This is a genomic window from Rhodococcus sp. DMF-1 (assembly GCF_021441945.1).
GTDB lineage: Bacteria > Actinomycetota > Actinomycetes > Mycobacteriales > Mycobacteriaceae > Rhodococcus > Rhodococcus ruber.
Window position 1 is genome coordinate 708,651 of sequence record NZ_CP090442.1, and the last position, 13,555, is coordinate 722,205.

General features: G+C 71.8%; 14 protein-coding genes. 6 read left to right on the plus strand and 8 right to left on the minus strand.

The features are described from left to right. Nucleotides 1-74: 74 nt before the first annotated feature. Entirely contained in the window at nucleotides 75-1,142 is a 1,068-nt protein-coding gene (locus LZP97_RS03390; protein WP_010592326.1) for a TIGR03842 family LLM class F420-dependent oxidoreductase, read from the minus strand. 175 nt (nucleotides 1,143-1,317) lie between these two features. Here LZP97_RS03390 and LZP97_RS03395 point away from each other — a divergent pair, with 175 nt between their 5' ends. Next, the gene (locus LZP97_RS03395; protein ID WP_010592325.1) at nucleotides 1,318-1,986 is read left to right on the plus strand and encodes an HAD family hydrolase; all 669 of its coding nucleotides are present in this window, start codon (nucleotides 1,318-1,320) and stop codon (nucleotides 1,984-1,986) included. A gap of 44 nt (nucleotides 1,987-2,030) precedes the next feature. Here LZP97_RS03395 and LZP97_RS03400 read toward each other — a convergent pair whose 3' ends face one another. Beyond that, nucleotides 2,031-3,011 carry a hypothetical protein gene (locus tag LZP97_RS03400; RefSeq protein ID WP_048773054.1) on the minus strand — a complete coding sequence of 327 codons (981 nt, stop codon included), beginning with the start codon at nucleotides 3,009-3,011 and terminating at the stop codon, nucleotides 2,031-2,033. Between the two features lie 138 nt (nucleotides 3,012-3,149). Beyond that, on the minus strand, nucleotides 3,150-4,685 hold the full coding sequence (locus LZP97_RS03405; protein ID WP_048773052.1) for a hypothetical protein: 1,536 nt from the start codon (nucleotides 4,683-4,685) through the stop codon (nucleotides 3,150-3,152). Nucleotides 4,686-4,766: 81 nt separating this feature from the next. Here LZP97_RS03405 and LZP97_RS03410 point away from each other — a divergent pair, with 81 nt between their 5' ends. Continuing rightward, entirely contained in the window at nucleotides 4,767-5,027 is a 261-nt protein-coding gene (locus tag LZP97_RS03410; protein WP_412177615.1) for a hypothetical protein, read from the plus strand. A gap of 27 nt (nucleotides 5,028-5,054) precedes the next feature. On the opposite strand, the gene LZP97_RS03415 is transcribed toward LZP97_RS03410, so the two are convergent. After that, nucleotides 5,055-5,213, minus strand: coding sequence for a hypothetical protein (locus LZP97_RS03415; RefSeq protein WP_003936233.1), 159 nt, complete (start codon nucleotides 5,211-5,213; stop codon nucleotides 5,055-5,057). 160 nt (nucleotides 5,214-5,373) lie between these two features. Between LZP97_RS03415 and LZP97_RS03420 the strand changes: the two genes are divergently transcribed. Together LZP97_RS03420 and LZP97_RS03425 are read left to right on the plus strand one after the other, a co-directional pair. Further along, nucleotides 5,374-6,174 (plus strand): DUF429 domain-containing protein, encoded by an 801-nt coding sequence (locus LZP97_RS03420; RefSeq protein WP_082170386.1) that lies wholly within the window; start codon nucleotides 5,374-5,376, stop codon nucleotides 6,172-6,174. 55 nt (nucleotides 6,175-6,229) lie between these two features. Continuing rightward, nucleotides 6,230-7,147 carry a pseudouridine-5'-phosphate glycosidase gene (locus tag LZP97_RS03425; protein ID WP_048773049.1) on the plus strand — a complete coding sequence of 306 codons (918 nt, stop codon included), beginning with the start codon at nucleotides 6,230-6,232 and terminating at the stop codon, nucleotides 7,145-7,147. 68 nt (nucleotides 7,148-7,215) lie between these two features. Here LZP97_RS03425 and LZP97_RS03430 read toward each other — a convergent pair whose 3' ends face one another. Further along, a complete protein-coding gene (locus LZP97_RS03430; RefSeq protein ID WP_040275710.1) occupies nucleotides 7,216-7,632 on the minus strand; it encodes a CoA-binding protein in 417 nt (138 codons plus the stop codon). A gap of 201 nt (nucleotides 7,633-7,833) precedes the next feature. On the opposite strand from LZP97_RS03430, the gene LZP97_RS03435 reads away from it, so the two are divergent. Beyond that, on the plus strand, nucleotides 7,834-8,625 hold the full coding sequence (locus tag LZP97_RS03435; protein WP_010592317.1) for a hypothetical protein: 792 nt from the start codon (nucleotides 7,834-7,836) through the stop codon (nucleotides 8,623-8,625). 132 nt (nucleotides 8,626-8,757) lie between these two features. Continuing rightward, nucleotides 8,758-9,678 (plus strand): phosphodiesterase, encoded by a 921-nt coding sequence (locus LZP97_RS03440; protein WP_010592316.1) that lies wholly within the window; start codon nucleotides 8,758-8,760, stop codon nucleotides 9,676-9,678. Here the strand turns inward: LZP97_RS03440 and LZP97_RS03445 are convergent. From LZP97_RS03445 to LZP97_RS03455, 3 genes are read right to left on the minus strand one after another with little or no spacing between them, the layout of a single operon-like run. Continuing rightward, a complete protein-coding gene (locus LZP97_RS03445) occupies nucleotides 9,662-10,645 on the minus strand; it encodes a dioxygenase family protein (RefSeq protein ID WP_372462628.1) in 984 nt (327 codons plus the stop codon). The two genes, LZP97_RS03440 and LZP97_RS03445, sit on opposite strands and share 17 nt — an antisense overlap. Continuing rightward, the gene (locus LZP97_RS03450) at nucleotides 10,642-11,730 is read right to left on the minus strand and encodes a maleylacetate reductase (protein ID WP_040275714.1); all 1,089 of its coding nucleotides are present in this window, start codon (nucleotides 11,728-11,730) and stop codon (nucleotides 10,642-10,644) included. Before LZP97_RS03450 ends, LZP97_RS03445 begins: the two co-directional genes overlap by 4 nt. Before the next feature lie 3 nt (nucleotides 11,731-11,733). Beyond that, nucleotides 11,734-13,533, minus strand: coding sequence for an FAD-dependent oxidoreductase (locus LZP97_RS03455; protein ID WP_040275717.1), 1,800 nt, complete (start codon nucleotides 13,531-13,533; stop codon nucleotides 11,734-11,736). Between the last annotated feature and the right edge of the window lie 22 nt (nucleotides 13,534-13,555).

Genomic DNA, 13,555 nt, shown 5'->3' on the forward strand with positions numbered 1-13,555 from the left:
GATACGCGCCGATGCGGCGCCGATCGCGTGATCCGCAGAAGCCGAGCGACGCTCGCAATGAGCGGACGTGCCGGCTATCCGGGCGAACGGTTCACTCGCTCGCCGGCCGGCTGGGCGGTCGTCGCGGCCGGCCGCGGCGCGAGCCCCGGGATCACGGTCTCCCCGTATGCCTCGAGGGTCGACGTCTTCGCGTCGTGCTGCAGGTACACGGCGAACTGGTCCACCCCGATCTCCTCGAGTTCCCTCAGCCGGTTCAGATGCTCCTCCGCGTCGCCGACGATGCAGAAGCGGTCGACGATCTCGTCGGCCACGAACTCCGCGTGCGGGTTCCCGGCGCGGCCGTGCTCGTTGTAGTCGTACCCGGAACGCCCGGCGACGTAGCGGGTGAGCGCCTCCGGCACGTCGCTGTCGGTGCCGTACCGCGCCACCAGGTCCGCGGCGTGATTCCCGACCATCCCACCGAACCAGCGGCACTGCTCGCGGGCATGCGTGAGGGCCGCGGCGGATCCGTCCGTCACATAGGCGGGTGCCGCCGCGCAGATCGTCACCGCCGCCGGGTCGCGACCGGCCGCCTCGGCGGCCGCGCGGACCCGCAGGATCGTCCACCTCGCGATCTCCGGATCCGCGAGTTGCAGGATGAATCCGTCGGCCACCCGGCCGATCAGATCGAGCGCCTTCGGCCCGTACCCGGCCACCCACACCTCGAGCGCCGACGTCTCTGCCCACGGGAAGCGCACTGTCACGTCCCGCACCCGGGCCTCACGGCCGTTGCCGAGCTCACGGATGACCTCGATCGCGTCGCGGAGCGTCGCCAGCGTCGCCGGCGCGCCGCCGAGGGTGCGCACCGCCGAATCGCCCCGGCCGATCCCACAGACGGTGCGGTTGCCGAACATGCCGTTGAGCGTGGCGAAGGTCGAGGCCGTGACCGTCCAGTCGCGGGTCGCCGGATTGGTCACCATCGGCCCCACCGTCACGGTGCGCGTCGCGGCGAGGATCATGCTGTGGACGACGTACGGCTCCTGCCACAGCAGGTGCGAGTCGAACGTCCACACGTGGGAGAAGCCGTGTGTCTCCGCCTGCCGGGCCAGCTCCACGACCCGCGCCGCCGGCGGGTTGCACTGGAATACCACTCCGATGTCCACGGGGCTCCTCCCGCCGCGACGTCATGTCGGATCCGATTCTGCGCGCACAACACCTCGGGTGTCCGGCACTCGGCGGGTTCGGGGATCGCGGGCCCATCTGCGGCGAGGGGCCGGTCGTGCCGCTCGTCTGCGTGTCGGTGTCCTGCCGGCGGGCGGTGTGGCCGAGACTGGTCCTGTGTCCGACAACGGTGGTGTGGAAGCGGTGGTGTTCGACCTGGACGGGGTGCTGGTCGACTCCGAACCGCTGTGGGAGCAGGTGCGTCGGCAGGTCGTGGCCGAGCACGGGGGCCGCTGGACCGACGATGCGCAGAGCCGGTTGATGGGCATGAGTACCCCGGAGTGGGCGAGGTATCTCAGTGAGGGTCTCGGTGTCGGCCTGCCACCCGACGACGTGGCGGCGCTGGTCATCGAGCGCATGGGCGCCCGCTACGCCGAGCGGTTGCCGCTGATTCCCGGTGCGGTCGAGGCGGTGCGCGCGATGGCGGCGCGGTGGCCGCTCGGGCTGGCCAGCTCGTCCCCGCAGGCGCTGATCGAGGCCGTGCTCGACGCCGCAGCGCTGGGGGATGCGTTCGCGGTGGCGCTGTCCACCGAGGGTGTGGCGCGGGGGAAGCCGGCCCCCGACATCTACCTGACGGTGGCCGAGCGACTCGGGACGAACCCGGCTCGGTGTGCGGCGGTGGAGGATTCCAGCAATGGGCTGCGGTCGGCGGCGGCGGCCGGCATGCGGGTGATCGCGATTCCCCATCCCCGGTACCCACCCGACCCGGATGCGCTCGCCCTCGCCGGGCTGGTGCTGCCCGGCTTGGACGGTCTCACCCCGGCCGCGGTGGCAGCGATGAGGTGAAAGGCGGAGGCCGGGGCCCCGCCCCGGTGCGGCCGGTCTCGCCCCTATGCCGGCGGACTCGGCGCAACGCCGACTGGCTGTACCGAAATACGTTCGGGGAAAACGGAAGTGGGCGCCGGGACCGCACAGGGCGCGAATCGCGCGGCCTGGAACAGATTGTCGGTGACGCACTCTCCGTCGACACCGCCGGGGACGGAACCGGCGACGAGACCACGGACCTCCCGGTACAGCGCGGTGGTGTGTTCGACGGCGAGTTGCACCGCGAGCTGGTGGTACGTCGTCCCGTCCTGTCCGGGGACCGGCTCACGGCCGCGGAGCGTGCCCGGATCGTCCTTGTTCAGGGTCAGGTGACACTCCTCGAACGAGGCGGGCGGGGCGGGCGGACCCTCGCTCGGCGGGACGGACGACCCGGCCGGGGGAGCGGGCGGACCGCTCGGGCAGCCGTCGAGACCGTTGGCCGGGGTCAGCTCGAAGAACCCGGTGTGCAGGCCGGCCGGAAGAGCGGCGGGATCGCACGTCGGGAAGAGCGGAGCGAGCCCCGGGGCCCGGTTCGCGGCGACGGCCAGCTCGACCCAGTTCGAGTGGGAGTAGAAGTCGGCGAGGGCGTGCGTCAGGCCGCCGAAGGCGCTGCGGGCTCCGAAGCCGTTCACGGAGGTGCGGAACTCCGGTGGTCCGGCGGGTTGCGCGCCGGCGATCACGGCGGGCACGAAGAAGTTCCACGCGTCCCGGGCACGGTCGCAGACGTCCGCCGGCCCCGCGGCGTTGTCGAAGTGCCGGAAGGCGTCGCCCTGGAACAGGTCGCTGCCTTCGTTGCCGGTGCCGGTGAGGAGGCTTCCGGTGATCTCGGCGAGTGCCAGGTCGTCGACGCCCCCGTCGCCGGGGGCCGGCGGCAGCGCTGCCCGCAGAATCGTCCCGTGAACGTCGGGCGCGAAGGCCGGGGCGTTCGGTGGCATCGACACGGACAGGAGTGCGGCGGCGGCAACCGTCACGATCGCCGACAGACCGGGGCGGGGAAGCAGTGTCATGGGTACTCCGCAGTCGTTCGTCGTGGCGGTCGTTGGTCGTGAGCACCGCGCTGCGTCCGGCGATGCCGTTGTTCGGGACCGGTGGTGGCCTCCTCCGAATATCCCCCTCGGCGGCGATCGTCGCGGGAGAATTCGGGATCAGCGCAGCGCCTGCCCGGCCGGCACCCCGAACGGCCGCACGAGCACGGCACCCCAGTCCCGCCACGGCGGGCACGGTGGGGGAGGCCGGCCGTTCAGGAACCGGATGGCGGCGTCCTCGAAGGCCGCCGACTTGGGCAGGTACGGGTGGGCGACGCGGGCGGGACACTCGTTGCGCTCCACGTCGAGCTCCCGGCCGTCCGGCATCAGCGGCAGATCGGTGGCCGAGGGCAGGCTCGAGGCGCGCACCGCCCCGGGCAGCGGCCGAGCGAGGACGGACTCCGCGGCACCTGCCGTGCCGAGCAGGTCCCGGGCGGCCGGGGTCTCCGGATCGAAGTGGAACCGGACGAGGTCGGTGGCCGGTGCGGCGAGGCGCAGCAGGTCGGCGAAGACGCGGCCGGGGGCGTTCACGCCGGGCGGAGGGTAGCCGGTCGGGGTGCTCGGGAACGGGCCGACGAGCAGCAGGGCGTCGACGTCGACCCGCCCGGTGGCGACGGCCTCCCACACCACCCACACCGCGTGCGAATGCGCGGCCACCACCAGCGGACGAGGCAGCCCGGACGCCTGCTCGACGAACAGATCGACCTGTTCCTGGAACGGGCGCTGGGTGTCGCTCGGTCCGTAGGGGGCGCCCGTGCGGATCGGGCACGTCGCGTCCCGCTGCGGCTGCCCGTCGCCCGGCCCGGCATACGAGAAGTAGTACACCTGCTCGCAGCGGTAGCCGAGGCGGTGTACGTCCGTCGCGTGGATCGCGCCCCGCCCCGACGCCGAGTTGATCCCCGAGAGGATCAGCAGCGAACCCGGTTGCGGCGGGCCGGGTTCCGGCTCGTCGTACCCGCGGGTCGCGACGAAAGCGATCGATACGGCGACCAGCGCCGCGACGAACGCGCTCACGGCCGCCCCCGGCCGGCGCAGTGCCGGGCGGTGCATCGCCCGGATCGCCAGGCCGGTCGTGACGGCCGAGACCGGGACGAGCGGCACGGTCAGGACAGGGACCCGTTCGGCCAGGGCGCCCAGCGCCAGGACCACGGCGCAGTACGGCAGCGTCACCTCGACGCGCAGCCCCCGCCGCCGGGTCAGTGCGAGCGCCTCCCGCAGCCGTACGGTGCCCTGCCACGGAACCGGACCGAGCGTCAGCACCAGCACCCCGACCAGGGCGACGGCCGGCCAGAACAGCCGGGAGTACAGGACGGCGTAGGCGGTGGCGTCGGCGAATGCCGCCAGCAGCACCGGCCCGAACGCGACCGCGTAGAACAGGGCCGCGAATCGCAGGCGGCGGGCATCGAGACCGCCCAGCAGCCACGCCATGAGCGCGACCCGCGCCGCGGACACGGCGGCGAGCAACATCAGGAACACCGGCCACGACGGCGCCCGCGACAGCACGAGCCGCAGGTCGGCGAACTGGTCCAGCGGGGGCAACGCCACCAGGTGGATCAGCCCCGGCCACGTCGGAACCGCGTTCGTCACCGCGAGCAGCACGACGAGCGCCGCCGCGGCCGCGAGCGGCCACCAGCGCCACCACCGTCCCTCGCGCACGCGGCCTCCCGTCGCCGACTGCCTCGAATCTAGGGGGTGCGCGGGTGCCCGGCGCCGGATTCGTCCGGGTCCCGGTGTGCCTTGCCGAGCGAGCGAGTGGCGAGGGCGCTGGGGTGCGGCAAACGTGCCCCGGGGCCCTTCGTTCCGTTCCGTGACGGCGGCGAGGCCGGCCTGCGCGAGAAGCTGGCGCCCCTCGATGTCGAGCAGCTCGAGGACATCGTCGCCGAGCACGCGATGGACCACGACCGCCTCGCCATGCGCTGGCGCACGCCGAAGAAGCTGCAGGACAGGATCGTCGAACGGGTCAGGACGCTCACGACGAAGGGCGACGCCTTCCGCTGACGCAACAGGACCGGGGAGCGGTCCCGGTCAGGGTGTCCGGGTCCGTCGATCCACTTCCTTCTCGACGGCGAGGGCCAGGTCGTGAACGACCCGGGAGTGCCATTGCTTGTGCGCCGCGAGGTCCGCGGCGAGCGCATGGCAGTCCGGGCATTCCTGGGCGGCGCTGTTCTGCTGGGTGTGCTCCATGGTGTTGCACCTCCTGGAAGAGATATCCGCCTCCACCGTGGCACGGATGCGGAACGTAGTCCACGGCTGTGTGCCCGCCGGTCGTGTGGGTGCCGGCTACCGCGCCGGCGGCTTGCACTCCCTGTGGCGTGCTTGCACCCGTTGTGGCGGGACAGAGGGGATGCACGGTGCGCAGTACGGATGCAAGCTCCGGGGACGGGCAGCGGATACCGTGACGTTCGTGAAGACGGTAGGTGTCGATCTCGCGGCCGAGCCGGCGAAGACGGCGGTCGCCACCCTCGCGTGGGAGCACGGCACCGCGACGGTGCAGGCGCTGCGGCTCGGCGCGACCGACCCGGAGATCGTGGCCGCGATCGTCGCGGCGGACCGGAGCGGGATCGACGCGCCCTTCGGGTGGCCCGACGCGTTCGTCGAGTTCCTCGGCGCGCACCACCGCCTCGAGTACTCGCGCGAACGCGCCCTGAGCAGCCGGCCCGGACGCCTCCCGCTGGTGCGACGGTCGACCGACCGCGTGGTGCATGCCCGGACGGGGATCGTCCCGCTGAGCGTGTCCGCGGATCTCATCGCCCACGTGGCGCTCCGGTGTGCGGGCCTGCTCGCGGAACTCGATGCCGTCGGAGTGGAGGTCGACCGCGTCGACGGTACGGTGGTGGAGGCGTATCCCGCTGCCGCGCTGCAGGGTTGGGGACTGCCGTTCAAGGGGTACAAGAGCGCGAAGAACCGCGAGGTGCGCGCCGCATCGGTGGCTGTGCTGGAAGGGGCCCTGCCGGGACTGACGCTCGGCGGCTTCCGGGACCTGTGCGTCGACTCCGACGACGCGTTCGATGCGGTCGTCGCCGGCCTCGTCGCCCGCGCGGCCGCCCTCGGCAGAACCGCCCGGCCCGATGCGGCGCAGCACCCCGTCGCGGTCCGGGAGGGGTGGATCCACTTGCCGGTGTGCGGAATCGGCGAACTGCTCTGAGGTGACCGGACCCTCGGCGCCCCGCCGGTACGCTGCAGGCGACGAGAGGAGCCGCATGGACCCGGTGAGCCGGATATCCGACGAGGTGCGCGCCGCCGTCGCGGCCCGCCGCCCGGTGGTGGCCCTGGAATCGACGATCTTCACCCACGGCCTGCCGCGTCCGCGCAACCTCGAGGTGGCGCTCGAGGCGGAGGCGCGATTGCGGGCGGCGGACGTCGTCCCCGCCACCGTCGGCGTGCTCCGCGGCGTCCCCACCGTCGGGCTGTCCGCGGACGAGATCACCGAGCTCGCGACGTCGCAGACCGTGACGAAGCTGAGCGTGCGCGACCTGCCGATCGCCGTCGCGCGACGGCTGTCCGGCGGCACCACCGTCGCGGCGACGGCCCTGCTCGCGCACCGCGCCGGTGTCGGGGTCTTCGCGACGGGTGGGCTCGGGGGCGTGCACCGCGGCGCACAGAGCACCTTCGACGAATCCGCCGACCTGGTCGCCCTGTCCACCGTGCCGATCCTCGTCGTCAGCGCCGGCGTCAAGTCGATCCTCGACATCCCGGCCACGCTGGAGCGGCTCGAGACGCTGAGCATTCCGGTCGTCGGCTACCGCACCCGGAGCTTCCCCGGCTTCTACATCCGCGACAGCGGTTGCCCGCTCGAATACTCCGTCGACTCCCCGGCCGAGGTCGCCGAGCTGGTCCGCGCCCGGGACGCACTCGGCCTGAAAACCGCTGTCCTGCTTGCGAATCCGGTCCCGGAGGACGCACAGCTCGACCCCGGACTGCATGCGCGGGTGCTGCACGAGGCGGAGGAGCGGGCCGCGGGCGCCGGGGTCGCCGGCAAGGACACGACGCCGTTCCTGCTCGACCACTTCCACCGCGCCACCGGCGGCCGCAGCCTCGACGTCAACGTCGAGGTCTACCGGGGCAACGTCGCGCTCGGCGGCGCCGTCGCGACGGCACTCGCCGGCGGTCCGACCTGACGACCGCCGCAGCGGTGCGTCCTTTGGGCGGCCAGGGCAGCCCAAAGGACGCACCGCACCTTCAAGCATCAGCCGCGCCGCTTGTTCCACTCGATCGCCGGGCACGTGTCCATGACCATCGCCACCCCGGCCTCGGTGGTGCGCGCGAACGCGTCCTCGTCGATCACCCCGAGCTGGAACCACACGCCCTTCGCGCCGATCGCGACGGCCTGGTCGGCGAACTCGCCCGCCGACTCCGAGCGGCGGAACACGTCGACGACGTCGACCGGGAACGGCACGTCCGCGAGGGATGCGTAACCCTGCTCGCCGAGCACCATCGGCGCACTCGGATGAACGGGGACGATCCGCTTGCCGCGCTCCTGGAGCAGCCGCGCGATCCGGTACGCGGTGCGGTCCGGGTTGCCCGAGAGCCCGACCACCGCCCAGGTGGCGCAGTCGTCGAGCATCAGGCTCACAGCCTTCGGGTCCTGCCACGTGGTGCTCATGACAGCGAAATTACCCCTCGCCGGCGGAGGCTGTAGGTCGCCTCGGCACCCGGCCCGACCCGCCGGAGGCCGAGGCGGCCCGCTACCGCCGAACCCCTGCCCGTACTCTGGAGTACAGAAACTCGAGTCGTGGCGCGGGACCCCGTCGCAACACAGCTCACCGATGCGTACGGGGCGCAGCACAGGAATGGACGCAGTCGAGTGCACGACACTGCCGGTCGAGGGATCCAGGCCTTCATCTCCGAGGTCATCCAGCGCGGAGGCCGCGCCGAGAAGCTCGAGCACCTGCCGCGCAACCCGGTCCAGGTGTGGGGCGTCGACGGGAGCAGCTGCATCGTCCGTGTCCGCACCAGGATCGACGGGGACTGGCAGGCCCGCCGGCAGGACGCCCTGCCCGACACCGACGACACCGGGTCGCAGTTCTGGGTGTTCGTCGATCTGGGAAGCGACCCGGCGGAGTACTTCGTCCTGCCGTCCGACGAGGTCGCGGCGGGCATCGCCGCCGAGGTCGACATCTGGATGTCCGACGGCCCCGGCCGGACGCACACGGGAAGCCACGCCATCCCCCTCAGCAGCGTCGCCCACGGCAAGGACTGCTGGGATCTGCTCGGCCTGACACCCGCCAAGGACACCACCCGCTACACCGACGACGACGCGGCCGAGGCCGAACAGGAGCGGCTCGCCCGCAACCGCGCACGGAAGGCGAGCGCCGGCGAGGCGCGCGGGTCGGCCGAACCCGAGGTCGTCGAGGATCCGCGGCTGTCGGTGGTGGCCGACCGGGACGGCTACCGCGTCAAGGGACGGTTCGATCCCACCACCGGGACCCTCGAGATCACGGCCGGCCCCATGGAAGGTCGGCGGTTCCCCGACCCGACCACCGCCGCCGTCGCTGTTGCGAGCTACCTCAGCGGCGACACCGAGACCTGCGACGGTGGCACGTTCTGGCGGCTCGACCAGCCGGAATCGACGCCGTTGGGGACGCACCTGGCGTGACGCCACCCGAGGTTCGCGTCCCGTTCGCCGTCGCGTCGACTCCGGGGTGTCCGAGGGCAACCCGAATCCGTTCGACTATCGTCATACTCGACGTGTGCCCCTGAGCACGTCGGCGAACGGAAGCGAGAGATCATGGGCAGCCCTCGTGGGGCCGAGCGAATAGCCGAATACCCGAGGCCGTCGCACACCCTGCTGCACATCACCGACACCCACCTCGTCGGCGGCGACGAGTTGCTCTACGGAACGGTCGACGCCGACGCCCGGGTGCAGCAGATCCTCGCCGACATCCGCGCCTCCGGGGTGCAGCCCGATGCGCTCGTGTTCACCGGCGACCTCGCCGATCGCGGCCAGCCGGACGCCTATGCGAAGCTGCGCGGTCTCGTCGAACCCGTCGCGCAGGCGCTCGGCGCGCAGATCGTGTGGGCCATGGGCAACCACGACGACCGCGCCACCTTCCGGGAACTGCTGCTCGATCAGGCGCCGTCCACCGGCCCGATCGACCGCGTCTACCACGTCAACGGCCTGCGCATCATCACCCTCGACACCTCGGTGCCCGGCTTCCACCACGGCGAGGTCTCGCAGGAACAGCTGAACTGGCTGGCGCAGGAACTCGAGACGTCGGCGCCCTTCGGCACCATCCTCGCCATGCATCACCCGCCGGTGCCCAGCGTGTTCGACCAGGCCGTGCTCGTCGAACTGCGCGACCAGGCCGGCCTCGCCGAGGTGCTGCGCGACACCGACGTGCGCACCATCCTCGCCGGGCACCTGCACTACACCACGACCGCGACGTTCGCCGACATCCCCGTTTCCGTGGCCTCCTCGACGTGCTACACCCAGGACCTCAACGTTCCGGCCGGGTGCCAGCGCGGCCACGACGGTGCCCAGGGCTTCAACCTCGTGCACGTCTACCCGGACACCATCGTGCACTCGGTGGTGCCGACCGGCAGCTACGCGACCGCCGGGCGGCCGTCCACCGCGGAGGACGCCGCGCAGCGTCTCGCCGAGGCCGGGATCCGTATCCCCGAGAACCCGGACGTCACCGTCCGCGTCTAGCAGACGGATGCACCCGGGAGGCCCGCCACTCGGCGGGCGCGAGCACGATGTCGAAGTCGACGCTCGCCCAGCTGCGCCCCGCGACATCGCGTCCGTCCGGCGGTGGCTCCTGAGCCGAGTGCCGGACGAAGTCCTTGACGAGCGAGTCCTCGACACCGAACACGCTGTCGCGGTCGAGGTAGTCGCAGCCGTCGACGAAGATGTGAGTGACGAGCGTTCGAAGCCCCGGCGCGGACACCATGAAGTGCAGGTGGGACGCGCGTATCGGTGAGCGTCCGGCGGCTTCGAGCAGCCGCCCGACCGGTCCGTCGTGCGGAATCGGGTAGGGGGTGGGGGTCAGCCCCCAGAAGCTGTACCGGCCGTCGTCGCCGGTGAACAGGTGGGCGCGCGCCGCGACGCGATCGTCGCGGTACTGCACGTCGTACAGTCCGTCCTCATCGGCCTCCCACACCTCGATGCGCGCCCCCGGCACAGGCCGGCCGGTGAGGTCGCGGACGGTGCCCTGCACTCGGCACGGTTGGCCCTTCGCGCCGAACGTCAGGTCGCCGCCGGATTCGATGCGCGGTGACCCGTCGACGAAGAACGGCCCGAACACGGTCGCCGCGGTGGCGTCGCCGACGGTCTCGTTGCCGACGGCGATGGTCTGCATCGAGACCCCGAGGACGTCCGACAGGAGGACGAACTCCTGGCGCTTGTCGTCGGTGACGTGTCCGCACTCGGTGAGGAAGGCGACCGCGGTACTCCATTCCTGTTCGGTGAGCCGAACCTCGCGCACGTACGTGTGCAGATGCCGGACGAGTGCCTGCATGAGCTGACGCAGGCGCGGCGACTCGGTGTCGTCGAACGACGCGACGACCCGGTCGACGAGATCCTGCTCGCGTCGTGCCTGTTCGGGCGATACGGAGGGCGCCGGGTCGACCGAACGGGCGGGCGGCTGGAGCGGTTGGTGATCGGATGGGATGGTCACGGAGTCCTCCGGGTCTGCCGACCCGACCACGCCGCGTAGAGCAGCTCGGCCAGGTTCTGCGGCGTGACGGGCATGGGATCGGTGTCGGGAACGGCGGCAAGGCAGCGCTGCACCGCGTCGGGCAGGTCCGCCTCGCGCATCCCCAGCTCGGCGAGGGACGTCGGGGCGTCCAGGCGCCGCCGTAGTTCGTCGAGCGCAGCGGGGGCCGCACCGGGATCCGTCGGGGTCGGGGACCCCAGCGCGACGGCGAGGCGCCGGCCGAGCGTGCCGAGCGACGCGGCGTTGAGGGCCAGCACGTGAGGCAGCACGACGGCGTGGGTCTGCGCATGCGGCAGACCGTATGCGCCACCGAGGACGTGGCAGATCTTGTGGTGCATGCCCGCGCCGGCCGACGCGAACCCCACGGCGGCGAGGTACGCGCCGTACAGGCAGCGGTCGCGGCCGTCGATTCCGTCCGGGTCCGCGACCACCTCCGGCAGGCCGGTGGCGAGAGCGCGGGCGCCCTCGAGGCAGAGCGCGGCGTTGATCGGATCGGCGCGCGGGGCCCACAGCGAGTCGACGCAGTGGGCGAGCGCGTTCAGGCCGCTGGCGACGCTCAGGTCGACCGGCAGGCCGACGGTCAGTTCGGAGTCGTAGACGACCGAGGTGGGCAGGACCGCGCCGTCGGCGCCGGTGGTCTTCACGCCGTTGTCGGTCAGCCCCCACACGTCGGTCGCTTCCGAGCCGGCGTAGGTCGTCGGCACGGCCACGATCGGCAGGGCGGTGGTCATCGCGACGGCCTTGGCCAGGCCGACGGCCGACCCGCCGCCGATACTGACGAGGGCGTCGGCCTCGGCGTCGAGTGCGGCCCGCCGTGCCCGTCGCGCCACCTCGACGGGGACGTGCGGGTGGACCTCCGACCAGTGCCGAACGACCGGCAGGTCCCCGACGACGCGGTCGGCGAGGGCGCCTTCCGCCGCCGATGCCACGAGCATGACCCGCGCGGCGCCGAGCCGGTCGATCTCGGCCGCGAGGTGACGGCGTGCACCTCCGGCTTCGAACACCACGCGCTGCGGACGGGTTTCGTGGGTGAACGACAGTCCCATCGGTCACGCCTGCCGGTGCAGGATGCGGAGCATGGCGTCGCGCAGTGCGCTCACCGGGTCGTCCGTCATGCGGTGTGCGCGCCATCCGATGTGGGTGTCCGGCCGGACCAGGACCGCCCCGTCCTCCGCCACCTCCCGCAGCCTGCCCCAGTCGAAGTACAGGTCCTGCACCAGCTCGCCGGCTCCGATCACGATCGGGACCACGTCCACGCCGAGCTCCTCCGAGACCTTCGCCGCCGCGCCGGCCCACGCCCGGCCGGTCTTGCCGGTGAAGAGCGTGAACTGCGTGTACTGCGCCAGATCGTGCGTCGACATCCTGCTCGTCGAATCACCCACCCAGCAATGCGGCAGGCGCACGCCGGGATACGTGTGCGGCTCGTAGTGCAGTTCCGGATCCCGGGTGGGGACGGGCGGGGCGCTCCCGTCCTCGACCACCGCGGGGGAGCCGGCGTAGTTCTGCCCGAGTTCCACGCCGAGGGCGTTGAACTCGTAGTTCTTCAGTTCCATCGCCGCCGCGAGCGCCTGCCTCTTGGCGGCGCCCTCGGGTGTGTCGGCCCGGAGTTCGGCGAGTTCGGCCTGCATGTGTTCGACCGTCGTCGCCCGGGTCGTGCCGAGGGCTTCGAAGATTCCCACGAACTCGCGACTGGACTTGTTGGCCCGCTTGACGATCTGCTCGGCGACGGGGACACGTTCGACCGAGTAGGTCTCGAGCAGTCCCGGACCGGCGCGTCCTTCCAGCACGGCGGCGATCTTCCAGGCGAGGTTGTAGGAGTCCTGGATGGAGGTGTTGGAGCCGAGGCCGTTGCTCGGCGGGTGCCGGTGGGCGGCGTCGCCGGCGATGAAGACCCGTCGGGTCTGCATGTGCGTGGCGTACATCTCGTTGTTGCCCCACAGCGAGTAGCCCGTGATCTCGACGTCGATGTCGTCGCGACCGATCATGGTGCGGACGATCTCCCGGGCGCGATCGTCGTTCATCTCCGGTGCCGGCAGTTCGATGTCGTAACCCCACACGGCGAGCCACTCGTTCCAGGGGCGCACCATGCGGACGAGTCCGGCGCCGATGCCGCCGACATCCGAGCCGGGCTGCACCACCCAGTACAGCACCGAGGGGCGGTGCGCGACGAGGTCGGTGAGGTCGGCGCGGAACGTGATGTTCATCGAACCGGCAATGTCCATCCGGCCCTCGAACGGCAGCCGGAGGGCGTTTGCGATCGTGGAGCGGGCGCCGTCCGCCCCGATCAGATACCTGGCGCGGATGTCGAACTCGCGGCCGTCGAGCCGATCGAGAACCCGGACGGTGACCCCGTCGGCGTCCTCGGAATGGGAGAGGTACTCGGTCGAGAACCGCGTCTGCGTACCGCGGACCGTGGCGTTCTTCACGAGGATCGGCTCGAGGTGCGTCTGCGGGATGTCGCAGTTGAGGGACGGCGAAGCGAGCACGTAGTCGGCCTCGCGGGCGGGGTGGGTTCCCCACGACAGGATCCGCCCGAGTTCCTCACCGGCCAGGGCGGTGCAGAACACGGTGTCGCCCATGATGTCGTGGGGGGACGCTTCCGCAAGGACCTGCTGTTCGATGCCCACGTCACGGAAGATCTCCATTGTCCGCTGATTGGTGATGTGGGCGCGCGGCGTGTTGGCGGTCCACCGGTACTTGGTGATCATGATGTTGTCGATGCCGAGGGTGGACAGGAACAGCGCGGCCGACGCCCCGGCGGGGCCGGATCCGACGACGACGACGTCGGTTTCGACGACCGGGCCGGGGGGAGGAACGGTCTCGTCGAGACCGTCGTGGAAGACAGGCATGGGTACTCCGAAGGCAGGGGGC